This is a genomic window from Streptomyces sp. NPDC093984, assembly GCF_044764595.1.
Classification (GTDB): Bacteria; Actinomycetota; Actinomycetes; order Streptomycetales; family Streptomycetaceae; genus Streptomyces; species Streptomyces cynarae.
On sequence record NZ_JBIWIM010000010.1, the window covers coordinates 72492 to 94068 of the forward strand.

The 21577-nt window shown below is 71.1% G+C and carries 15 protein-coding genes; 3 read left to right on the forward strand and 12 right to left on the reverse strand.

The window, feature by feature from the left end; all coding sequences use genetic code 11:
• Nucleotides 1-2: 2 nt before the first annotated feature.
• From rpsP to proS, 3 genes are all read right to left on the reverse strand, one after another.
• A complete protein-coding gene (gene rpsP / locus ACIRC0_RS29765; protein WP_200422617.1) occupies nucleotides 3-431 on the reverse strand; it encodes a 30S ribosomal protein S16 in 429 nt (142 codons plus the stop codon).
• A 301-nt stretch (nucleotides 432-732) separates the two neighbouring features.
• Nucleotides 733-1329, reverse strand: a complete 597-nt coding sequence (locus ACIRC0_RS29770; protein ID WP_200422616.1) for a hypothetical protein — start codon at nucleotides 1327-1329, stop codon at nucleotides 733-735.
• A gap of 260 nt (nucleotides 1330-1589) precedes the next feature.
• On the reverse strand, nucleotides 1590-3005 hold the full coding sequence (gene proS, locus ACIRC0_RS29775) for a proline--tRNA ligase (protein ID WP_403621988.1): 1416 nt from the start codon (nucleotides 3003-3005) through the stop codon (nucleotides 1590-1592).
• Nucleotides 3006-3241: 236 nt separating this feature from the next.
• Here proS and ACIRC0_RS29780 point away from each other — a divergent pair, with 236 nt between their 5' ends.
• The gene (locus tag ACIRC0_RS29780) at nucleotides 3242-4102 is read left to right on the forward strand and encodes an SAM-dependent methyltransferase (protein WP_403621991.1); all 861 of its coding nucleotides are present in this window, start codon (nucleotides 3242-3244) and stop codon (nucleotides 4100-4102) included.
• A 60-nt stretch (nucleotides 4103-4162) separates the two neighbouring features.
• On the opposite strand, the gene ffh is transcribed toward ACIRC0_RS29780, so the two are convergent.
• The 5 genes from ffh to ACIRC0_RS29805 all read right to left on the reverse strand — a co-directional run bounded on the left by ffh (nucleotide 4163) and on the right by ACIRC0_RS29805 (nucleotide 11883).
• The gene (gene ffh / locus ACIRC0_RS29785; RefSeq protein WP_403621994.1) at nucleotides 4163-5713 is read right to left on the reverse strand and encodes a signal recognition particle protein; all 1551 of its coding nucleotides are present in this window, start codon (nucleotides 5711-5713) and stop codon (nucleotides 4163-4165) included.
• Nucleotides 5714-5801: 88 nt separating this feature from the next.
• The gene (locus tag ACIRC0_RS29790; protein WP_403621998.1) at nucleotides 5802-8246 is read right to left on the reverse strand and encodes a [protein-PII] uridylyltransferase; all 2445 of its coding nucleotides are present in this window, start codon (nucleotides 8244-8246) and stop codon (nucleotides 5802-5804) included.
• 25 nt (nucleotides 8247-8271) lie between these two features.
• A complete protein-coding gene (locus ACIRC0_RS29795) occupies nucleotides 8272-8610 on the reverse strand; it encodes a P-II family nitrogen regulator (protein WP_103839971.1) in 339 nt (112 codons plus the stop codon).
• The gene (locus ACIRC0_RS29800) at nucleotides 8607-9947 is read right to left on the reverse strand and encodes an ammonium transporter (RefSeq protein WP_403622001.1); all 1341 of its coding nucleotides are present in this window, start codon (nucleotides 9945-9947) and stop codon (nucleotides 8607-8609) included. The genes ACIRC0_RS29795 and ACIRC0_RS29800 overlap by 4 nt, the downstream gene beginning before the upstream one ends.
• Nucleotides 9948-10404: 457 nt before the next feature.
• Entirely contained in the window at nucleotides 10405-11883 is a 1479-nt protein-coding gene (locus tag ACIRC0_RS29805; protein ID WP_403622004.1) for a hypothetical protein, read from the reverse strand.
• A gap of 448 nt (nucleotides 11884-12331) precedes the next feature.
• Here ACIRC0_RS29805 and ACIRC0_RS29810 point away from each other — a divergent pair, with 448 nt between their 5' ends.
• The gene (locus ACIRC0_RS29810) at nucleotides 12332-12994 is read left to right on the forward strand and encodes a bifunctional DNA primase/polymerase (RefSeq protein WP_403622007.1); all 663 of its coding nucleotides are present in this window, start codon (nucleotides 12332-12334) and stop codon (nucleotides 12992-12994) included.
• A gap of 140 nt (nucleotides 12995-13134) precedes the next feature.
• Here the strand turns inward: ACIRC0_RS29810 and ftsY are convergent, their stop codons facing one another.
• Nucleotides 13135-14337, reverse strand: coding sequence for a signal recognition particle-docking protein FtsY (gene ftsY / locus ACIRC0_RS29815; RefSeq protein WP_263232275.1), 1203 nt, complete (start codon nucleotides 14335-14337; stop codon nucleotides 13135-13137).
• Between the two features lie 135 nt (nucleotides 14338-14472).
• Here ftsY and ACIRC0_RS29820 point away from each other — a divergent pair, with 135 nt between their 5' ends.
• Complete coding sequence (locus ACIRC0_RS29820; protein ID WP_403622010.1) at nucleotides 14473-15450, forward strand: LLM class flavin-dependent oxidoreductase; 978 nt, start codon at nucleotides 14473-14475, stop codon at nucleotides 15448-15450.
• 137 nt (nucleotides 15451-15587) lie between these two features.
• Here the strand turns inward: ACIRC0_RS29820 and ACIRC0_RS29825 are convergent, their stop codons facing one another.
• The 3 genes from ACIRC0_RS29825 to ACIRC0_RS29835 all read right to left on the reverse strand — a co-directional run bounded on the left by ACIRC0_RS29825 (nucleotide 15588) and on the right by ACIRC0_RS29835 (nucleotide 21247).
• Entirely contained in the window at nucleotides 15588-17006 is a 1419-nt protein-coding gene (locus tag ACIRC0_RS29825) for a sugar porter family MFS transporter (protein ID WP_403622013.1), read from the reverse strand.
• Nucleotides 17007-17265: 259 nt separating this feature from the next.
• Complete coding sequence (gene smc / locus ACIRC0_RS29830) at nucleotides 17266-20829, reverse strand: chromosome segregation protein SMC (protein WP_403622016.1); 3564 nt, start codon at nucleotides 20827-20829, stop codon at nucleotides 17266-17268.
• A 211-nt stretch (nucleotides 20830-21040) separates the two neighbouring features.
• Entirely contained in the window at nucleotides 21041-21247 is a 207-nt protein-coding gene (locus ACIRC0_RS29835; protein WP_200422604.1) for a hypothetical protein, read from the reverse strand.
• Nucleotides 21248-21577: the final 330 nt, after the last annotated feature.

Here is a 21577-nt window from a genome sequence, read left to right on the forward strand (position 1 = left end):
GCTCAGGCCTCGGTCGACTCAGACGCAGAGGACTCGGCCGGGGCCTCGTCCTTCTTCTCGGCCTTCTTCTTCTGGGTGATCGCCTCGCCCTTGCCCTCGTCCTCGCCGCTGATGGCCTCGAACGACGGACGGGCGGCCTTGGTCTCCGGCTGCAGCAGCGGCGCCGGGGCGGGCTCGCCCTTGAACTTCTGCCAGTCGCCGGTCTTCTTGAGGATGGCGAGCACGGGCTCGGTCGGCTGGGCGCCGACGGAGAGCCAGTACGCCGCACGCTCGGCGTCGACCTCGATCACCGACGGGTTGTACGTCGGGTGGTACTTGCCGATCTCCTCGATGGCCCGGCCGTCACGGCGGGTGCGGGAGTCGGCGACGACGATGCGGTAGTGAGGCGAACGGATCTTGCCCAGACGCTTCAGCTTGATCTTGACTGCCACGGGAGTGGGTTCTCCTGGATTTGACGTGGTTGGGCACGGCGAAGTGGCCGCGTGGGGTTGCGGTACCCGAGTGCCCGATGGACGCGTCAGCCGGAGGAGAGAGGGGTCCTGTGCGGCTGTCGAGTACAGCTAGCCATTGTGCCATACCCAGCGGGTCGCCTCCGGCCGAGGGGCGGTGTGCAGGTGTGCGGGCATGCCGAAGAGGCACCCGGCGCCGGGATCCCCCGGGCGTTGGTCACGCCACCCGGCGCTCACGGATGCCTGGGCAAGTGAGGTACGGCCGCCACGAGCAGCCGTCGGCTCAGCTTGCCGCCGCCCCCACCGGCTCCGGGATGCGGAAGGGTTTTCCGCAGCCGCCGCACACGATCGGGGCCTGGGCCAGGACCGAGGGCACCACGCGGACGTTGCGGCCGCAGTCGCAGACCGCCTTGACGCGGACGCCGCCTCCGGAGGAGCCGTGGCGGGCGGCCGGGCCCCGGAACGTGCGGGCCGTGTCGGCGGCCGTCGCCTGCGAGTGGGCCTTGAGCGCGCGCTGGAGCCGCTCGATCGTCGGGCGGTAGCGCCGCTTCGCCTCGGGGTTGAGCGTGACCAGGGAGAAGCCGCTGCTCGGGTGCGGTTCCTCGGGGTGGTCCAGGCCCAGCTCCTCGGCGATGGCGAGGAATCTGCGGTTGTGGTAGCGGCCGGCACGGGAGGTGTCGCGTACTCCGCGCGCGGCGGCGATGCCGTGGACTGCTTCATGGAGCAGTCGTTCGAAGGAGAGTTCGTGCCCGCAGGCGGACGACGACTCTCCGATCAGTGACTCGGGCGCGGCAAGATCGGGCAGCTCGGGGTGGTACCGCTGAATGTCGGCCCACGCCTGCGCCAGCTCTGCGGCGAGAACAGGTGGTGTCGTGCTCACGTAATGACAACGAGCCTGAGGCCCCCTGTGTTCCTATTCCGGGGCATCCCAAATAATTTGCACGTACCCGTCAGTTGCCGCTGATGCGTCCTGACGAGGGCGGGTGCGCCGAACTGCGGAGAAGCCTCACAGCTCATCCCAAGGTGGTGCGTAGCGACGCCTACGGCCCGGCGCGTAGAGGAACTAAGCATGCCGGGGCCGCTGTGGTCCTCGGATACGCAAGAGGCGTTTCGGCCGCGCTCGGCGCACCAGGCGCTATCTCAGTAAGCGCGCGCCACGACCGCGACGTTACCCGGTGCGTCGTCGGCGCTGGGAACCGACCCGTCCTCGGCGACCAGACACCGTACGGTCACCGCGTGCTCGACCAGCCTGGCCTCGCCGTCCTCGCCGAGCACGGCCCAGGGGATGCGCGCCCAGCCGCCCGCCGTGGCCGCCTCGACGGCCTCCTCGATCGTGGACACGTCCGCCGTGCGGGACTCTCGGCGCTCGCGTGACTGCTCGAGCAGCAGCGCCTGGTCCTCCTCGAGGATCCCGGGCAGCATCCGGGCAAGCGCGTCGACCGGGACCGGCTCCTTGCCTCCCGGGATGCGGCGGACCAGCATCGCGGTGCCGTTCTCCAGGTCACGCGGCCCGATCTCGACGCGTACGGGCACGCCCTTGAGCTCCCAGTCGACGGCTCGGCGGCCGAAGGGGGCGTCGGTGCGGTCGTCGACGTGGACGCGGAGGCCCGCCGCCCTCAGCCGGTCGCCGGTGTCGCGGACCGTGGCCAGAACCGTCTCGTCGCCCTTGATCGCGAGCACGACCACCTGGATCGGGGCGAGGCGCGGCGGGATGCGCAGACCGTCGTCGTCGCCGTGCGTCATCACCAGGGCGCCGATCATGCGGGTGGTGGAGCCCCAGGAGGTCTGCCAGACGAACTCCTGTCTGCCGTCCTTCGACAGGTACCGCGTGTGGAAGGCCTTGGCGAAGTTCTGGCCCAGCTCATGGCTGGTGACCATCTGCAGGGCCTTGCCGTCGCCCATCATGCTTTCGAGGGTGAGCGTGTTGATCGCGCCGGCGAAGCGCTCCCTGACCGTCTTGCGCCCGGACACGAAGTCCGTAGCGAGGACGTTGCGCAGAAAGTCCCCGTAGACGTCGCGCTGGATGCGGGCGGCGAAGTCCCGGGCCTCCTCGTAGGTGGCGTGCGCCGTGTGGCCCTCCTGCCACAGGAACTCGGAGGTGCGCAGGAAGAGCCGCGGCCTGAGTTCCCAACGCACCACGTTCGCCCACTGGTTGATCAGGAGCGGAAGGTCGCGGTAGCTCTGGATCCACTTGGAGAAGTACTCGTTGATGATGGTCTCGGAGGTGGGCCGGACGACCGCCGGCTCCTCCAGTTCCTTGCCGCCGCCGTGCGTGACCACCGCGAGTTCGGGCGCGAAGCCCTCGACGTGTTCGGCCTCCCTCGTCAGATACGTCTGGGGGATCAGCAGCGGGAAGTAGGCGTTCTGAGTGCCCGTCTCCTTGATGCGGGCGTCCATCTCCTGCTGCATCCGCTCCCACAGCCCGTACCCGTACGGTCGGATCACCATGGTGCCGCGCACCGGCCCGTTGTCCGCCAGTTCGGCCTTGTTCACGATGTCCTGGTACCAACGGGGGAAGTCCTCCGCCCGGAGCGTGAGAACGGGTGCCTTTGCCATGGCGCGATGGTACGAGGGCACCTGTGTGCCCGGCGCATCATTTCTCGCCCGGGGGCGGACAGGAGCGCGCGGACGGCGCACACCGAGTACCCCACGACCCCTGGACGTCGCGACGGGCGCGGAGTTTCCTGGCATACGGAGGCCATACGGGGGCCACGGGGGCCGAGTGCGAGGGCACGTCACGGGGGACGGCATCGTCAGACAGCGGCAACTCACGGTGGATTGGGGCGCTTTCGATGACACCTACGCCCGTGCGGCAGCACCTTTCCCACGCGGGCGCGGTTCCTCGCGTGGATTGGGGTGCACGCGCGCGTGACTGGGCGGAGATTCAGGAGCGGATGCTGGTGCCGCTCTACGAGGCCGTCTACGAGCGGCTGGAAGTGGGTTCCGGGACGCGGCTGCTGGGGCTCGGATGCGGTACGGGACTGGCGCTGCTGATGGCCGCCTCCCGGGGCGCGTCGGTCACCGGCGTGGACTGCGGGGCGTGCGAACGGCTGGCGCTCGCGCGCGAGCGGCTGGGGCCCGCGCCGTGGGGCACGCGCGCGTGTGCCGGTGCCCGGATCGTGGAGGGCTCGCCACGGGACGCGGCGCCCGCACCAGATGAGCCGGCGTACAACCTGGTGACCGCGTTCGAGTCGATCGGCTGTGCGGCCGGTGACGCCGAGACCCTTGAGGAGCAGTTGGTGGCGGCGGCGCCGTTCACGGAGCACGGGACGCCCGTGGTGCTCGCCGGATGGGGTCCGCCGGAACGGTGCAGCACCGCGTCCGTCCTGCGTGTCGCCGCCAAACTGACCGATCCGGAACGTGGCGGGGGCGGTTGGCGGCCGGCCCGGCGCGACGATCTGGAGGAGGCCGCGCAGCGCTGCGGGCTCAGGCCGGACGGGTCGGGGCGGGTCGCCTGCCCCTTCGGGTACGCCGACATGGACAGCGCGCTGCGGGGGATGCTGTCGACGGGGTTGTTCGACGCGGCGATCGACGCGACGGACCAGGAGCAGGTCGGCAAGGAGCTGGCGGAGGCGCTGCATCCGCACCGGCGTGCGGACGGCACGGTGTGGATGCCGAACGTCTTCCGCTACCTGATCGCCCGCATCCCCTAGACGACGCCGGGGGCGCCCCTCCTCAGAGGGGCGCCCCCGGCGTCGTACGTCGAACGCGGGTCAGCCCATGAACTTCTTGAACTCGTCCGGCAGCTCGAACTCCTGACCGCTCTGCTGCGGCAGGCCGAAGGCGCCCCCGCCCTGCGCCGCGGCGGCGCGGCGTGCGGCCTCCTCCTGTTCCTGCTGCTTGCGCTTCATCGGGTTGCCGGAGCGCTGCTTGCCCTTGGCCTTCTTCTGCTGCTTCTTGGCGCGGCCGGGGCCGCCGCCCATGCCCGGGATCCCCGGCATGCCCGGCATGCCCCCGCCCTGGGCCATGCGGGACATCATCTTGCGGGCCTCGAAGAACCGCTCGACGAGGTTCTTCACCGCGCTGACCTCGACACCGGAACCCTTGGCGATACGGGCGCGGCGCGAGCCGTTGATGATCCTCGGGTCCTGGCGCTCTCCCGGGGTCATCGACTTGATGATCGCGGCGGTGCGGTCGACGTCGCGCTCGTCGATGTTGTTGATCTGGTCCTTGATCTGGCCCATGCCCGGCAGCATCCCGAGCAGCTTGGAGATGGAGCCCATCTTCCTGACCTGCTCCATCTGGGCCAGGAAGTCGTCCAGGGTGAAGTCCTGGCCCTTCTTGGACGCCAGCTTGGAGGCCATCTTCTCGGCCTCTTCCTGGCTGAACGTCTTCTCCGCCTGCTCGATCAGGGTGAGCAGGTCACCCATGTCGAGGATGCGGGAGGCCATCCGGTCGGGGTGGAAGGCGTCGAAGTCGTCGAGCTTCTCGCCGTTCGACGCGAACATGATCGGCTTGCCGGTGATCTGGCGGATCGACAGGGCCGCACCACCACGCGCGTCACCGTCGAGCTTGGAGAGCACCACACCGTCGAAGCCGACGCCGTCACGGAAGGCCTCCGCGGTGTTCACCGCGTCCTGGCCGATCATGGCGTCGACGACGAAAAGGATCTCGTCCGGCGAGACCGCGTCACGGATGTCCGCGGCCTGCTGCATCATCTCCTGGTCGATGCCGAGGCGGCCCGCGGTGTCCACGATCACGATGTCGTGGACCTTCTGCTTCGCGTGGTCGATGGAGTCCTTGGCGACCTTGACCGGGTCACCGACGCCGTTGCCGGGCTCGGGTGCGTAGACGGCGACGCCGGCGCGCTCGGCGACGACGGCGAGCTGGTTGACCGCGTTCGGGCGCTGGAGGTCGGCGGCGACCAGGAGCGGGGAGTGCCCCTGCTCCTTGAGCCACTTGCCGAGCTTGCCCGCGAGCGTGGTCTTACCGGCACCCTGCAGACCCGCGAGCATGATCACGGTCGGGGGCTGCTTGGCGAAGCGCAGGCGGCGGGTCTCGCCGCCGAGGATGGTGACCAGCTCGTCGTTGACGATCTTGAGGACCTGCTGGGCGGGGTTCAGGGCCCGGGAGACCTCGGCGCCGAGGGCTCGTTCCTTGACGTTCTTGATGAAGGAGCGGACCACGGGCAGGGCCACGTCGGCTTCGAGGAGCGCGATGCGGATCTCACGCGCCGTGGCGTCGATGTCCGCCTCGGAGAGCCTGCCTTTCCCGCGGAGGCTTTTGAAAGTCGCGCTAAGGCGGTCGGAGAGGGTGTCGAACACGGCGGCGTCGGTCCTCGGGGTCGGGGTCGTCTTGGGCTGCCCTCCAGGGTATCCGGCCGCGCGAGGAAAACGTCCCCGCCCGCCGGGGTCACCCCCGCAACGTCTCCTCCAGGGCCCGTGCCACCGACACCGCGTCCTCCCCCGGCAACGGCGCGCCTGTGCCCGTCGTCACGTAGAAGGCGTCCACGGCGTTGGCCCCCAGCGTGGAGACGTGGGCGCTGCGCACCCGCACCCCAGCCTTCTCCAGTGCCCGCCCGATCCTGAACAGCAGCCCCGGTGCGTCCTGGGCACGGACCTCGATCACCGTCGCGTGGCGGGAGGCCGCGGGGGCGACCGTCACGCGCGGCGGCGGGGGCACCACGCCCCGGCGGCGCGGGTAGGCCGCGTCGCGTTCCGCGAGGCGGGCCGAGATGTCCAGGGAGCCGTCCAGGGCCCGTACGAGGTCGGCGCGCAGCCGGGCCGCCTGGGGCAGGGAGCCGTACTCCGCCGCGACCCGCCAGTCGAGCAGCAGCACCGAGCCGTCCATGCCGTCCGGCAGGTCCTGGGCGCGCAGCTCGGCGGTGCGGACCGTGAGGCGGTGCATGGCGAGCACCCCGGACACGGCGGGCAGCACGCCCGGCTGGTCGGGTACGGCGATGAGAAGTTCCACACCGAGGGGTTCCGGTTCGCCGGACGGTTCCTCGGCGGGCGGCTCGGTCTGTGCGCGCAGTGCCAGGACCGGGCCGCCGGTGCGGTGCGCCTCGACGGCGAGCCGTTCCTGCTCGGCGGTGGGAGCGGCGGCCTCGGGGTCGGCGGGCTCGTCGCCGGCCAGCACCGCGGAGACGCGTTTCACCAGGTCGGTCACGAGCGCGCTGCGCCAGGTCGACCAGGCCGCGGGGCCGGTGGCGAGCGCGTCGGCCTCGGTGAGGGCGTGCAGCAGCTCCAGGGTGCTCTGGGAGCCGACGGCCTCGGCGACCGAACTGACGGTGGCCGGGTCGTCCAGGTCGCGCCGGGTCGCGGTCTCGACGAGGAGCAGGTGGTGGCGTACGAGGGTGGCGAGGACGGCGACGTCGTCACGGTCGAAGCCGATGCGCCCGGCCACGTCACGCGCGATGGTCTCGCCGGCGAGGGAGTGGTCGCCGGGCCAGCCCTTGCCGATGTCGTGCAGGAGCGCGGCGACCAGGAGGAGGTCGGGGCGGCCCACGCGGCGGGTCAGCTCGGAGGCGCGCACGGCCGTCTCGATCAGGTGCCGGTCGACGGTCCACAGGTGCACCGCGTTGCGCTGCGGGCGGCAGCGCACCCGCTCCCAGTCGGGCAGCAGGCGGGTGATCAGGCCCTCGGCTTCCAGGGCCTCCCAGACCTCGACGGTCGGGCGGCCGGAGCCCAGCAGGGTGACGAGCTGCTCGCGCGCCTCGGCGGGCCACGGCGTGGGCAGGGGGCGTACGGAGGTGGCCATGCGCCGTACGGCGTGCAGGGACAGCGGGAGGCCCGCCTGGGCGGCGGCAGCGGCGGCGCGCAGCGGGAGCACGGGGTCGCGTTCGGGGCGTGCGGCGCGCGCGAGGACGACTTCGCCGTCCTGTTCCACCACGCCCTCGGCCAGGGGGGACCGCTCGGCGACCGGCTTGCCGCCGCCCAGCATGGCGCGCAGCCTCGGCCGCACGGCGCGCGAACGCAGCACACGCCCCACCTCGCGCCAGGTGACGTCGCTCGCATACGAAATGACGCGCGCCGCCTCGTACACCTGCCGCAGCAGCGTGTCGGCGTCCAGCAGGCCCAGCTCGGTGGCGACCTGGTCCTGCTCCTGCAGTGCCAGCCGGTCGGTGGCGCGCCCGGTGGTCAGATGCAGCGCGTCGCGTACGTCGAGGAGCCTGCGCCGGGCCTCGGCCAGGCCCTCGCGTGGGGCGTCCGCGAGCCAGGAGGCGGCGACCGCCCGCAGGGCCGTGGCGTCGCGCAGCCCGCCCCGGGCCTCCTTGAGGTCCGGTTCCAGCAGGTACTGCAGCTCGCCCTGCCGCTCGGCCCGCTCGGCGCACAGCTGCTGGAGTTCAGGGAGACGTTTCGGCGCCTGGTTGCGCCAGTCGGCCAGCACGGCCGTCCTCAGGCCCGCGGTGAGCCCGAGGTCGCCCGCCAGGTGCCGGGCGTCCAGCAGGCCGAGCTGCACCTTGAGGTCCTCACCGGCGGTCTTGCGGGCCTCCGCGGGGGTGCGCACGGAGTGGTCGAGGGCCAGACCGAGGTCCCAGACGGGGTACCAGATGCGGTCGGCAAGCGCGGCGACCGCCTTGCTGTCGCTCCCGTCGTGCAGCAGGAGCAGGTCGAGGTCGCTGCGCGGGGACAGCTCGCCGCGGCCGTACCCGCCGACGGCGACCAGGGACACGCCGCGCACTGACTCGGCGCCCGCGGCGAACAGCTCCGCGAGCCAGCCGTCCGTGAGGTCGGACAGGGCGGCACGGCGCGGCGGCCCGGACTGCGCCCCCTCCGTGAGGAGGCGCAGCCGGGCCGCCGCGTAGCCGCTGGGTCCCGAGCCTTCTGCTTCCGTACGTACGTCCGTACTCGTCACCCAGCGACTCCTGTTCCGTGCGTGTCTAGAGCGCGTCGGGTCCGCGCTCGCCGGTCCGGACCCGTACGGCCGTCTCGACCGGGATGGACCAGACCTTGCCGTCACCGATCTTGCCGGTGCGGGCCGCCTTGACGATGACCTCGATGAGCTGTTCGGCGTCGTCGTCCTCGGCCAGCACCTCGATACGGATCTTGGGTACCAGGTCGACCGTGTACTCGGCGCCGCGGTAGACCTCGGTGTGTCCCCGCTGCCGACCGTAGCCGCTCGCTTCCGTGACCGTCAGTCCGTGGACCCCGAAGGCCTGGAGGGCCTCCTTGATCTCGTCGAGCCGGTGCGGCTTGACGACGGCGGTGATGAGCCTCATGCGTCCACCTTCCTGGTCTCCGTGGCGGCCAGGGCCGAGGCGACGGTTCCCATGACACCGCCACCCGCGCCGCTGAAGTCGTATGCGGTCTCGGCGTGCTCCGCCTGGTCGATGCCCGAGACCTCCTCGTCCTCGGTGACCCGCATGCCGATGGTCTTGTCGAGGAGGAAGGCGAGGACCGCGGAGACGACCAGGGAGTAGGCGAGGACCGCCCCGACACCGGCGCACTGCTTCCACAGCTGGGTGAAGCTGTGGTCCCCGTAGAAGACGCCCGTGGCGGTGGACTGGCCCTTGCCGGTGGCGAAGAAGCCGATCAGCAGGGAGCCGATGATGCCGCCGACCATGTGGACGCCGACGACATCGAGGGAGTCGTCGTAGCCGAACTTGAACTTCAGGCCCACGGCCGCGGCGCAGGCGACACCGGCGATGGCGCCGACGGCGATCGCGCCGAGCGGGGAGACCGCACCACCGGACGGGGTGATCGCGACCAGACCGGCGACCGCGCCGGACGCGGCTCCCAGCGTGGTGAACGCGCCGTGGCGGATCTTCTCGTAGGCGAGCCAGGCCAGCATGGCGGCGGCGGTCGCGACCTGCGTGTTGACGAACATCAGCGCGCCGACGCCGTCGTCGTTGCCGAGCCAGGAGCCCGCGTTGAAGCCGAACCAGCCGAACCACAGCAGACCCGCGCCGAGCATGACCAGCGGAAGGCTGTGCGGACGCATCGGGTCCTTCTTGAAGCCGACCCGCTTGCCGATGACGAGGATCACGCCGAGCGCCGCCGCACCGGCGTTGATGTGGACCGCGGTACCACCGGCGAAGTCGATCACACCGAGCTTGAAGGCCCAGCCGTCGGCGCCCCAGACCCAGTGGGCGACCGGGACGTAGACGATCGTGAGCCACAGCGCGATGAAGAGCGACCAGGCCGAGAACTTCACACGGTCCGCGAGGGCGCCGCTTATCAGGGCCGGCGTGATGATCGCGAACATCATCTGGAAGACCATGAACACGAAGATCGGGATCGTGTAGCCGGGCCAGAGCTCCGTCAGACCGATCTTGCGGAGGCCGAACCAGTCGGAGTCCCAGCCGATGAAGCTGTTGTTCGTGCCGAAGGCGAGGGAGAAGCCGTAGAGCACCCACAGAATGGTGATGATGCCCATGCTGATGAAGCTCATCATCAGCATGTTCAGGGTGCTCTTGACGCGGACCATGCCTCCGTAGAAGAAGGCCAGGCCCGGGGTCATGATCAGCACCAGGGCGGAAGCAATGAGCATGAAGCCTGTGTTGGCGGACGACAGCTTGGGTGCGTCCGCCGCAAGCGTGATGGCGGCTGGTGCCATCGGCGTCTCCTCGTCGGTTGGTACGGCCCCGTGCGGGCGAAGCCGGAGAGCGGTCCGGTCATGAGGGCGTGGGGGTTATGGGCCACGAGATTGACGCAGCGCCGTTTCGGTCGAAGCCCCTCGATGTTTCACCGCAGTGACGAAGGCGCCCGGCGTGTTACGCGTTGATGAACTGCCGGATGTCGGCCTCGCTGATCGTTATCGTGGCGCAACCTTCAGATGATGGGCGGCGCAACCATCGGCCGAATGAGACCGCAACCATCAATTGATCAACCCCCACGGCGAGCAACCACCTCCGCGAGACCGGCGCCGGCTCAGGCGCAAAAGACAGCCCGGCCGCGGCGGCCATCCGATGACCTGGCATGGGGGGAGCCGAGTCGGGCGGTTCGGGATGGCGGCCGCGGCCGGAGTCCTCGGGGCCTTTGGGCCCTGGGAGAGCCTGGGGCTCGGGGAGGGGTCAGACCGCTTCGGCGGTCTCGGGCAGGTGGGTGGCGAGGTGGTCGGTGAGGTCGACGATCTCCTTGAGATCACCGAAATCGCGTACAGCCGTGTCGACGGTTTTTCGGATACGAGTGTTGACACGTTCCGAGCGCACCTTTTTGGCGACCTCCAGGGCCCGCTTGGTGAGCACCGCGCTCTGCTCGGGTTCGCGCTGGAGAAGATGCACGGTGGCCATGCCGATCAGGTTGAGCGCGTACGACCGCTGATGCTCGGTGTCCTCCGCGAACCGGTCGACGGCCCTCCGCATCAGGGGCTCGGCGAGGGAGGCGTAGGTGGGGCTGCGGCCCGCGACATAGGCGAGGTCACGGAAGGAGTGCGAGTTCTCCGCGTACAGCTCGGCCTCGGAGAAGAAGCGGATCCAGTCGGGGTCCGGCTCGTCCCAGTCCTCGGCGTCGGCGAAGGTGTCCTCGGCCATCCGGACGGCGCGCTTGCACCTGCCGGGCTGCCCCATGTTGGCGTAGGCGCGGGCCTCCATCGCATACAGCATCGCCTGGGTGCGCGGGCTCGCGCAGTCCCGGCTGCCGTACTGGGCGAGGTGGATGAGCTCCAGGGCGTCCTCGGGCCGGCCCAGGTGGATCATCTGCCGGCTCATGCTGGAGAGGATGTACGAGCCGAGCGGCTTGTCGCCCGCCTCCTTGGCGGCGTGCAGGGCGAGCACGAAGTACTTCTGCGCGGTGGGCTGCAGTCCGACGTCGTAGCTCATCCAGCCGGCCAGTTCGGCCAGCTCGGCGGCGACCTTGAACAGGCGCTTGGCGGTGGCCTCGGGCTGCGGTTCCTGCAGCAGGTCGGTCACCTCGTGCAGCTGGCCGACGACCGCCTTGCGGCGCAGTCCGCCGCCGCACTGGGCGTCCCACTTGCGGAACATCACGGTGGTGGTCTCGAGGAGGTCCAGCTCGGGCTGGGAGAGCCGGCCGCGGGCGCGCCCGGACGGCTGGGCGGGCGGGATGTCCTCGCGCGAGGAGGCGGGGCTCGGCACCAGCCAGCGCTGGACGGGCTCGATGAGGGACGGGCCCGCGGACAGGGCCAGCGAGGTTCCGAGGAAGCCGCGCCGCGCCAGCATCAGGTCGCTGCGCGAGAACTCGCTGATCATGGCCACGGTCTGCGGGCCCGTCCAGGGCAGGTCGATCCCGGACACCGAGGGTGACTGGTGGGCGGGGCGCAGTCCGAGGTCCTCGACGGCGACGACACAGCCGAAGCGCTCGGAGAACAGCTCCGACAGGATCCGCGGGATCGGCTCGCGCGGGTTCTCCCCGTCGAGCCAGCGGCGCACCCGGGAGGTGTCCGTGGAGATGTGGTTCGCTCCCAATTGGCGTGCCCGGCGGTTCACTTGACGCGCCAGCTCGCCCTTCGACCAGCCGCTGCGCACGAACCACGAGGTGAGCAGCTCGTTGGGGCGCTTGTCAGCGTTCGTTGCGCTTCCGTCACTGCCGCCCACTGGAACGCCCCCATCCCTCAGACCACTTGTCGCTGTGCGCGCCAAGCACTACCAGAATGCCGGTGCCCACGGTCCCGCGTCCGGCGGTTCTCACCCGTCGGACGGGAACCGACTTGCCTCCGGCATACCCACGAGCGCATGCCATCCCAGGAACCGTGCACTCAAAGTAGTCCTGCGATCACCCGTCCAGCCATGGCGTACACAGAAACGCCACCATTCGCCACCCCTTCGAATGAACCAAGGGCGGGCTCCGCACGATTCACTTGACACATGACAGCCGGAATCGGGTGGATGCGTGCACTCACCGGCGCGCGCAGACCGCGCACCACCCCGGGATGCAACCGGGCGCTGCCCGGAGCCCTGCGGAGACGACCTGCGGGTGGGAACTCAGAGTCACATTCCGCTCTCATGGCGTAACCACCGGCGCGCTGGACCCGTTGGAGGGGGCATGGGCTTCACGATCGGCGGCACGCGGGGCATCCGCGACATCCGCTCCGGTGCTCGGCGCCGGGGCCGCTCGTCGGAGTGCACGGCCGTGGCCGAGTACACCGGGCTCTGGGGCTGGGACGTGGTGCCCGGCGCACGGGCGGTCGCCGGGCAGTGCTCCTGCGGCAGGGCGGACTGCGGCGCGCCCGGCGCGCACCCGCTGGACTTCGCGCCCGTCGTGGGCGCCGGCGCGACACTCGACGAGGTGACCGAGACCTGGGCCGAGGTGCCGGGTGCCGCGGTGATGCTGCCGGTCGGCCGGGCGTTCGACGTGATCGAGGTCGCCGAGTCGGCGGGGCGGCGCGCCCTGGTCCGGCTGGAGCGCATGGGCCTGCCGCTCGGCCCGGTGACGGCGACGCCGGAGGGCCGCGCGCACTTCTTCGTCACCCCGGGGTCAGCCGCGGAGCTGCCGGATCTGCTGTACCGGATGGCGTGGGACGACACCGCCCTCGACCTGCACGCCCTGGGCCCCGGCGCGTACATCACGGCCCCGCCCTCGGACCGCGGCGGCCTCGGCCCGGTCCGCTGGCTCCGCTCCCCCGCCCTGGACTCGGCGACGAGGCCCCCGGCGGCGCGCCTGCTGATCGGCACGCTGGCGTATGTGGCGCATCGCTCACGCGTCTAGGCGGCCGATTCGAGAAGGGCCGGCTCCAGCGATACGGGGAAGAGGGGCTGCACCGATACGGAAGGGCCCCGTTCCAGCTGCACCATGGAACGGGGCCCTTCCTCCGTACGGTCACGCACGCACCGCGTGCGTCGGCGCGCTCAGTCCCCGATAAGCGCATCCACGAACGCTTCCGGCTCGAACGGCGCCAGGTCGTCGGCACCCTCGCCGAGGCCGACCAGCTTCACCGGTACGCCCAGCTCCCGCTGGACCGCCACCACGATGCCGCCCTTGGCCGTGCCGTCCAGCTTGGTCAGCACGATGCCGGTGATGTCCACGACCTCGGCGAAGACGCGGGCCTGGACGAGACCGTTCTGCCCGGTCGTGGCGTCCAGGACGAGCAGCACCTCGTCGAGCGGGGCGTGCTTCTCCACGACGCGCTTGACCTTGCCGAGCTCGTCCATGAGGCCGGTCTTGGTGTGCAGGCGGCCGGCGGTGTCGATGAGCACGACGTCGTAGCCCATCTCCTTGCCTTCCTTCACCGCGTCGAAGGCCACGGAGGCCGGGTCGCCGCCCTCCGGCCCGCGCACGGTGTAGGCGCCGACCCGCTCGCCCCAGGTCTGCAGCTGGTCGGCGGCGGCGGCACGGAAGGTGTCGGCGGCGCCGAGGACGACGGTGCGGCCGTCGGCCACCAGGACCCGGGCCAGCTTGCCCGTGGTGGTGGTCTTGCCGGTGCCGTTGACGCCCACGACCATCACGATGCCGGGCTTGCTGGACTCGGGCTCGGTGCGGACGGTGCGGTCCATGTCGGTGCCGACCAGCGTGAGCAGCTCCTCGCGCAGCAGACCACGCAGCTCCTGGGGTGTGCGGGTGCCAAGCACCTTCACGCGCTCGCGCAGCCGCTCGACCAGCTCCTGGGTGGGCTGCACGCCGACATCGGCGGTGAGCAGCGTGTCCTCGATCTCCTCCCAGGTCTCGTCGTCGAGGTGTTCCCGGGACAGGAGGGTGAGGAGCCCCTTGCCGAGCGCGTTCTGCGAACGGGAAAGACGGGCGCGCAGGCGGACCAGACGGCCGGCGGTGGGCTCGGGGATCTCGATCGGGGGCGCCTCGACGACGGGCGGCTCCTCGACGGCGACGGGAGCCCCACCGCCCGGAAGATCCACCTCCTCTATCGTCCGGCGCTCCTCGTCGCGCGGCGTCTCGGCCTCGTCGCCGACGTGCGGCTCGGCCGGAGGGGCGGTGATGTCGGGCGTCGTCGGGGGCGGCGGGGGCAGCGGCTTCCGGCGCCGGCTGCCGACGATGAGCCCGCCGAGCGCGCCGAGCACGACCACGGCGATGACTACAGCAAGGATGACGGTTTCCATAACGCGTCCAGTATGCGCGACCGGGCACCGCCCCGTTCGGCGGCGGCTCCGGCGCTGCACACCCTGGTTGTCTGACGCCCCGTCAGTTAATCTCCCCTCGCACTCCCGCCCGGCGAAGGTGAAGGGGGCCTTGTCATGGCCGTCTCGGTCGTACGGTTCAACCTCGTCGAGCCCGGTGCGACCCCCGCCTCACTGGGCGCCCGCTACCGGGCCGCGGTGGAGATGGCCGCGTACGCCGACGACCGGGGGGTCACCACCGTGCAGACGGAGGAGCACCACGGGGCGGCGAACAACTGGCTGCCGTCGCCGTTCGTCTTCGCCGGTGCCGTGCTCGGCGCGACCCGGCGGCTCGCGGTCACCGTCTCGGCGGTGATCGGGCCGCTGCACGACCCGCTGCGGCTGGCCGAGGACATCGCCGTCCTGGACCTGATCAGCGGCGGCCGGCTGGTGACCGTCGCCGGTATCGGGTACCGGCCCGAGGAGTACGCCGCGTTCGGTGTCGACTACGAGCGGCGCGGGAGGCTCCAGGACGAGTTGCTGGAGACGGTGCTGAGGGCGTGGACCGGCGAGGAGTTCGCCTATCGGGGCCGTACCGTGCGTGTCACCCCGCGCCCGTACACCCAGCCGCACCCCCTGTTGCTGGTCGGCGGCTCCTCGAAGGCGGCGGCCCGCCGCGCCGCCCGGCTGGGTCTGCCGTTCTTCCCGAGCGCTCACCTGCCGGAGCTGGAGGCCTACTACAAGGAGCGGCTGGCGGAGTACGGCAGGGAGGGCTGGACGATGATGCCCGCCGAGAGGACCCCGCTGCTGCACCTCGCGGAGGATCCGGACCGGGCGTGGGCCCGGTACGGGAGGCATTTCCTGCACGAGGCGCGGACGTACGCGTCCTGGCAGTCCGGCGGCCGCGGCGTCCGCTCGGCGGTGAGGTCGGCGGCCACGACGGTTGAGGAGCTGCGGGCGGAGGGCGTGTACCGGATCGTGACGCCGGAGGAGTGCCTGGGCCTGGGCCTGGACAGCCACGTCCTGCACCCGCTGGCCGGCGGGATGCCGGTGGACGAGGGCTGGCGCAGCCTGCATCTGTTCTGCGAGAGGGTGCTCCCCGGGCTGGAGAGCTGAGCCTCGTACACAGGGGGCCGGCAGAACACCGCCGCCCGGCTCGGGCAGTGGCCGAGCCGGGCGGCGGCAGGGTCCGAGGAGAGGGGCAGCGGGGACTTGGCCCTTCTCCTCGAGTTCGAGGAGCCTTCTTGTCAGGCTCAGCCCATCTCCTCCAGCGCCTTGCCCTTCGTCTCCTTCACGAACTTCAGGACGAACGGGATGGAGAGCGCGGCGAAGACCGTGTAGATCACGTAGGTGCCGGACAGGTTCCAGTCGGCGAGCGAGGGGAAGCTCGCGGTGATCGCCCAGTTGGCGATCCACTGCGCGGCGGCGGCCACGCCCAGCGCGGCGGCGCGGATCCGGTTCGGGAACATCTCGCCGAGCATGACCCAGACGACCACGCCCCAGGACAGGGCGAAGAAGAGGACGAACACGTGGGCGGCGATCAGGGCGACCCAGCCCTGGGTGCTCGGCAGCTTGCCGTCGACCAGGTGGAACGAGAACGCCCAGGCCTCCAGTGCGAGGCCGACGGCCATGCCGATGGAGCCGATGAGGGCGAGCGGCTTGCGGCCGATGCGGTCCACGAAGATCATCGCGATCACGGTGCCGACGATGTTGATGATCGAGGTGGTGAAGGAGTAGAAGAACGAGTCCGTCGGGTCGACGCCGACCGACTGCCACAGCGTCGAGGAGTAGTAGAACGCGACGTTGATGCCGACGAACTGCTGGAAGACCGACAGGCCGATGCCGATCCAGACGATCGGCTTGAAGAAGAAGCCGCCGCCGAGCAGGTCCTTGAAGCTGGACTTGTGCTCGCTCTTCATGGCGTGCTCGATCTCGGCGACGCGGGCGTCGAGGTCGGTGCCCTGGCCCTCGACCTCGGCGAGGATCTCCCGGGCGCGCTCCCGCTTGCCGACGGAGATCAGGAAGCGGGGGGACTCGGGGATGGCGAAGGAGAGCAGGCCGTACAGGACGGCCGGGACGACCATGACGCCGAGCATGACCTGCCAGGCCTCCAGGCCCATCAGCTTGCCGCGCTGGTCGCCGCCGGCGGCGTTGAGCAGGCCCCAGTTGACCAGCTGCGAGATGGCGATGCCGACGACGATCGCGGCCTGCTGGAAGGAGCCGAGCCGGCCGCGGTAGGCGGGCGGGGCGACCTCGGCGATGTAGGCGGGGCCGATCACGGAGGCCATGCCGATGGCGAAGCCGCCGATGACGCGCCAGAGGGCGAAGTCCCACAGCGCGAAAGGCAGAGCGGAGCCGACCGCGCTGACGACGAAGAGAACCGCCGCGATCTGCATCACCCGGATGCGGCCGAGGCGGTCCGCTATGCGGCCCGCGGTGGCGGCGCCGACGGCACAGCCGATCAGGGCGATGGCGATGACCTGGGCCAGCGCTGCGGAACCGATGTCGTAGCGGTCCCGGATGGCCTCGACGGCGCCGTTGATCACGGAGCTGTCGTAGCCGAAGAGGAAGCCGCCCATCGCGGCGGCCGCCGCGATGAAGATGACGTGCCCGAGATGATCGGGGTGAGCCGTACCGGCTCCTGTCCTGGATGCCTGCGCTGTGCTGGTCACGTGTACTCCTCGAGCCACCGGCAACGCTGCCGGGGGTGGGTGAAGCCCTCTCGGGTATGGCTGGCGTGCAAGTACCCGGGCAGCACTCGTTAACGCCGCTCATATCTGAAGGTAAAAGCAACGTTGCAGAGACTATGCCTTCAAGTTTCGAAGTCAATACCGCGAGTCTGTGACCTTTGAGGCATGCGGACGACTGTCTGAGTTCAAGTGTTGAAGATGTGAAAACGTGCAGGCGACAACTGGTGTAGAGAGCAGCCGTCTAGCGGAGCCGCTGCGAGATGACCTTCGACACACCGTCGCCCTGCATGGAGACGCCGTACAGCGCGTCGGCGACCTCCATCGTCCGCTTCTGGTGCGTGATCACGATGAGCTGCGAGGTCTCCTGCAGCTCCTGCATGATGCGGATCAGCCGCTGCAGGTTGGTGTCGTCGAGCGCCGCCTCGACCTCGTCCATCACGTAGAACGGGCTGGGCCGGGCCTTGAAGATCGACACCAGCAGGGCGACGGCCGTCAGCGACCGCTCGCCGCCGGAGAGCAGGGAGAGTCGCTTGACCTTCTTGCCCGGGGGCCGGGCCTCGACGTCCACGCCGGTGGTGAGCATGTTGTCCGGGTCGGTCAGGACCAGCCGGCCCTCGCCGCCCGGGAACAGCCGGCTGAAGACGCCCTCGAACTCGCGGGCCGTGTCGCGGTAGGCCTCGGTGAACACCTGCTCGACGCGCTCGTCGACCTCCTTCACCACCTGAAGCAGGTCGGCGCGGGTCTTCTTCAGGTCGTCGAGCTGCTCGCTGAGGAACTTGTGGCGCTCCTCAAGCGCGGCGAACTCCTCCAGGGCGAGCGGGTTGACCTTGCCGAGCTGCTGGTAGGCGCGTTCGGCGGCCTTGAGCCGCTTCTCCTGCTCGGCGCGCACGAACGGGCGGGGCCGGTTGCGCGGATGTTCCGGGTCCTCGGGCAGCTGTTCGCCCTCGGCGGGCGGGGACGGCGGTACGAGCTGGTCGGGGCCGTACTCGGTGACCAGGACCGTCGGCTCGACGCCCAGCTCCTCCAGCGCCCTGGTCTCCAGCTGCTCTATGCGCAGCCGCTTCTCGGCGCCGAGCACCTCGCCGCGGTGGACGGAGTCGGTGAGCTTGTCCAGCTCGGCCTTCAGGTCGCGGCCGTGCGTGCGGGCCGCCGCCAGCTCCTCCTCCCGGCGTGCCTTGACCGCCTCGGCGGCGGCGCGCTCGGCGTCCGCCCGGCTCAGGGAGACCTCGACATGGGCGAGGAGCTGCCGGGCGCCGGAGGCGACGGCCTCGGCGACGGCCGCCTCGTGGCGCAGCCGGGCCCGCCGCTGCTCGGCGCGTGCGCGTGCCTCACGTTCGGCGCGGGCGGCCCGGTCCAGGGAGTCGGCGCGTCCGGCCAGGCCCTTGACGCGTTCCTCGTGGGTGCGGACCTGGAGGCGGGCCTCCATCTCGGTCTGCCGCGCGTTGGCGCCGTCGGCGGCGAGGCGGTCGCGTACGGAGGTGTCGGGCTCTTCCTCGACCGGCATCTCCTCGGCGACGGCGAGCCGCTCGGCGAGTTCCTCGACCTCCTGCAGGGCCTTGTCGAGCGCCTCCTGGGCGCGCGCGGCGGCGGCGACGCTGCGCTCGGCCTCCCCGGCGGCCCCGCGCGCCTGACCGGCGAGCCGGCCCAGCTGCTGGGCAACCTGGGACTTCTCCCGCTCGGCCGCCCGCCGCCGCTCCCCCAGTTCCTCGACCAGCGCCGCGCACTCCTTGCGCCGCTCCCCCGCGAGCCGCTGTGCCTCGGCCAGCTCCTCGCACCGCACGGCGAGTTCCTCCAGCTCGGCGGCCGCCTCGTCGACGGAGGCCTGCACCTCGAGCAGGCTCGGCGCCCCGGCAGAGCCGCCGTGGGCGAAGTGCGCCCCGAGGAGATCGCCCTCGGCGGTGACGGCGGTCAGCTCGGGGCGCGCCCCGACCAGCTCCTCGGCGTCCTCGAGGGTGCCCACGACGACGATGCCGCGCAGCAGACGGCGTACCGCGGGCATGAGGTCGGCGGGGCCGCGGACGAGATCGGCGGCGAAGGGGTGCCCGTCGGCACCTGCGCTGTCGCGCGCATCCGCCGGCTCCTGAGGTGCCCCCGCCACCAGCAGCGCCGCCCGTCCCCCGTCCTGCTTGCGCAGCAGGCGAAGCGCGTCGGCCGCCGAGGCCGGGTCCGTGACCGCGAGGGCGTCCGCGGCAGTGCCGAAGGCCGCCGCGAGGGCGGCCTCGTGGCCCGGGGTCACCGTCAGCAGTTCCGCGGCCGGGCCGAGCAGGCCGGCCAGGCGGTCCTTGGCGTTCAGCAGGGCGCCGGTGCCGTCCTTGCGGCGCAGGCCCATGGCCAGGGCCTCGTGCCGGGCCTGGGTGGCGGCGCGCCCTCGTTCGGCCGCCGTGGCCGCCTCGCGTGCGGCCGTGAGGGCGGCCTCCGCCTCGGCGAGCGCGGCCTTGGCCGTCTCGTGCCGCTCGGCGAGGTCCGCGTCGCCCGCGTCCAGCCCGTCGACCTCGGCCTTCAGGGCCTCGTACTCCTCCTGGGCGGCGACGGCGCGCTGCTGTGCCTCGTCGCGCGCGGCGGCCAGCCGGTCGATCTCGGCCTGGGCGGCGGCCGCGCGTGAACGGGCGGCGCCCACCTGCCCGTTCAGTCGGGCGAGCCCTTCGCGCCGGTCCGCGATGGCGCGCGCCACGTCCTTCAGGCGCCGTTCCTCCAGCGCCAGTTCGCGCTCCAGCTCGGCCCGGTGCGCGACCGTGTCCTCCAGCGCGCGCTCGGCGGCCTCCAGGGCCGCCTCCAGTTCGGCCTCCTGCTCGCGGATGCGGGCGGCCTCGCGCTCCATGTCCTCGGGGTCGCGTCCGCGCCGCTCCTCCGGCGGCTGGGAGGTGGCGCTCTTGACCCGGGCGTCGGCCAGCGAGATCGTGCCGCGCACCCGCTCCGCGAGCTGTGACAGCTCGTACCAGGTCTGTTGGGCCCGTTGCAGACGCGGCGTCAGCTGCCGTACCTCGTCCTCCAGGAGCGACTCACGCTGCAGTGCCTTCTTCAGCTCGGCCTCGGCGGTCTCCTTGCGCTCCTTGAGCGCGGCCTCGTCGGCGATCTCGGCCTTGAGTGCCTCCCGGAACCGTACGAGGTCGTCGGCCAGCAGGCGCAGCCGGGCGTCACGCAGGTCCGCCTGGATCACGGCCGCCCGGCGGGCCACCGCCGCCTGCCGGCCCAGCGGTTTCAGCTGGCGGCGCAGCTCGTCGGTGAGGTCCTGGACGCGGGCGAGGTTCGCCTGCATGGCGTCCAGCTTCCTGAGCGCCTTCTCCTTGCGCTTGCGGTGCTTGAGGACGCCCGCGGCCTCCTCGATGAAGGCGCGGCGGCCCATGGGGTCGGCGTGCAGCACGGAGTCGAGCTGGCCCTGGCCGACGATCACGTGCATCTCGCGGCCGATGCCGGAGTCGGACAGCAGTTCCTGGATGTCGAGGAGGCGGCAGGTGTCGCCGTTGATCTGGTACTCGCTGCCGCCGTTGCGGAACATGATCCGCGTGATGGTGACCTCGGAGTACTCGATCGGGAGGGCACCGTCGGAGTTGTCGATGGTCAGCGACACCTCGGCGCGGCCGAGCGGCGGGCGGCCGGTGGTGCCGGCGAAGATGACGTCCTCCATCTTGCCGCCGCGCAGCGACTTGGCTCCCTGCTCGCCCATGACCCAGCTGAGCGCGTCCACGACATTGGACTTGCCCGAGCCGTTCGGGCCGACGACGCACGTGATGCCCGGCTCGAACCGGAGCGTGGTCGCCGAGGCGAACGACTTGAAGCCGCGGAGGGTCAGGGCCTTGAGGTGCACGCCGCTGGACTCTACCGCCCGGCTCTGTCTCACTCCATGAACCCGCTGTTTCACCCATGAACGGGCAGGGCACACCATCCGTTAAAGACAGCGAAGGGGTGCGCGGGGGCAAGAAAGAAGGGACGCCGAGGGCGTCCCTTGCAATTCTGACAACATCAGCGGTGGGTACGGGCAGCCCGACCACTGCGTGTGCCGTGGCGTGATGCAGTGATCAGGTGAGCGCAGGCTCCGCCTGGTGTGCGTCGACGCTCTCCATGATCCTGTCGTGAGAAGCGGCAGCCGAGGACAGCGCGTCGTTCTCCGCCTGGATCCGTCCGAGCTCGGCTTCGAGTTCCTGGACGCGCTGCTGAAGCCGTCGCATCTCGGCGAGGAGTCGCGGGTCGGAGCCGCCGACGTAACCGAGAAGCGCCTTTGCCATGATGGATGGTCCTCCACAATGAGTGACCGACCGATGCGGTGTGGGTCGTGAGGGATTCGCACCCGCGGTGCCCGGCATGGTGAGTTCTACGCCGTGCTTCCATGCCAAACAGCTAAGGTGCGCGGGGCTTTCAGCGTCTCACCAAAAAGTTTGACGGTCAACACGATCACGCCCTGCGGTGGCGGGCGACCCGGGGGCGCGCGGCCCTGACGGGCGGCGCTGCGGCTCCTACGGGCCCCTGGGGGCGTGGAGATCATCCTTACCCGCGGAGCCTGCCACGGCAAGCGGTTCTTGGCAACCACCAGCATCTTTCCTCTCGGGGCAGATGCC

What these genes read in the sequence shown, in the direction of transcription:
- proS (WP_403621988.1), bottom strand. Translation starts at nt 3,005, where the DNA reads ATGGCAAAGGCACCCGTTCTCACGCTCCGGGCGGAGGACTTCCCCCGT.
- ACIRC0_RS29780 (WP_403621991.1), top strand. Translation starts at nt 3,242, where the DNA reads ATGACACCTACGCCCGTGCGGCAGCACCTTTCCCACGCGGGCGCGGTT.
- ACIRC0_RS29795 (WP_103839971.1), bottom strand. Translation starts at nt 8,610, where the DNA reads ATGAGGCTCATCACCGCCGTCGTCAAGCCGCACCGGCTCGACGAGATC.
- ACIRC0_RS29800 (WP_403622001.1), bottom strand. Translation starts at nt 9,947, where the DNA reads ATGGCACCAGCCGCCATCACGCTTGCGGCGGACGCACCCAAGCTGTCG.
- ACIRC0_RS29810 (WP_403622007.1), top strand. Translation starts at nt 12,332, where the DNA reads ATGGGCTTCACGATCGGCGGCACGCGGGGCATCCGCGACATCCGCTCC.
- ftsY (WP_263232275.1), bottom strand. Translation starts at nt 14,337, where the DNA reads ATGGAAACCGTCATCCTTGCTGTAGTCATCGCCGTGGTCGTGCTCGGC.
- ACIRC0_RS29820 (WP_403622010.1), top strand. Translation starts at nt 14,473, where the DNA reads ATGGCCGTCTCGGTCGTACGGTTCAACCTCGTCGAGCCCGGTGCGACC.
- ACIRC0_RS29835 (WP_200422604.1), bottom strand. Translation starts at nt 21,247, where the DNA reads ATGGCAAAGGCGCTTCTCGGTTACGTCGGCGGCTCCGACCCGCGACTC.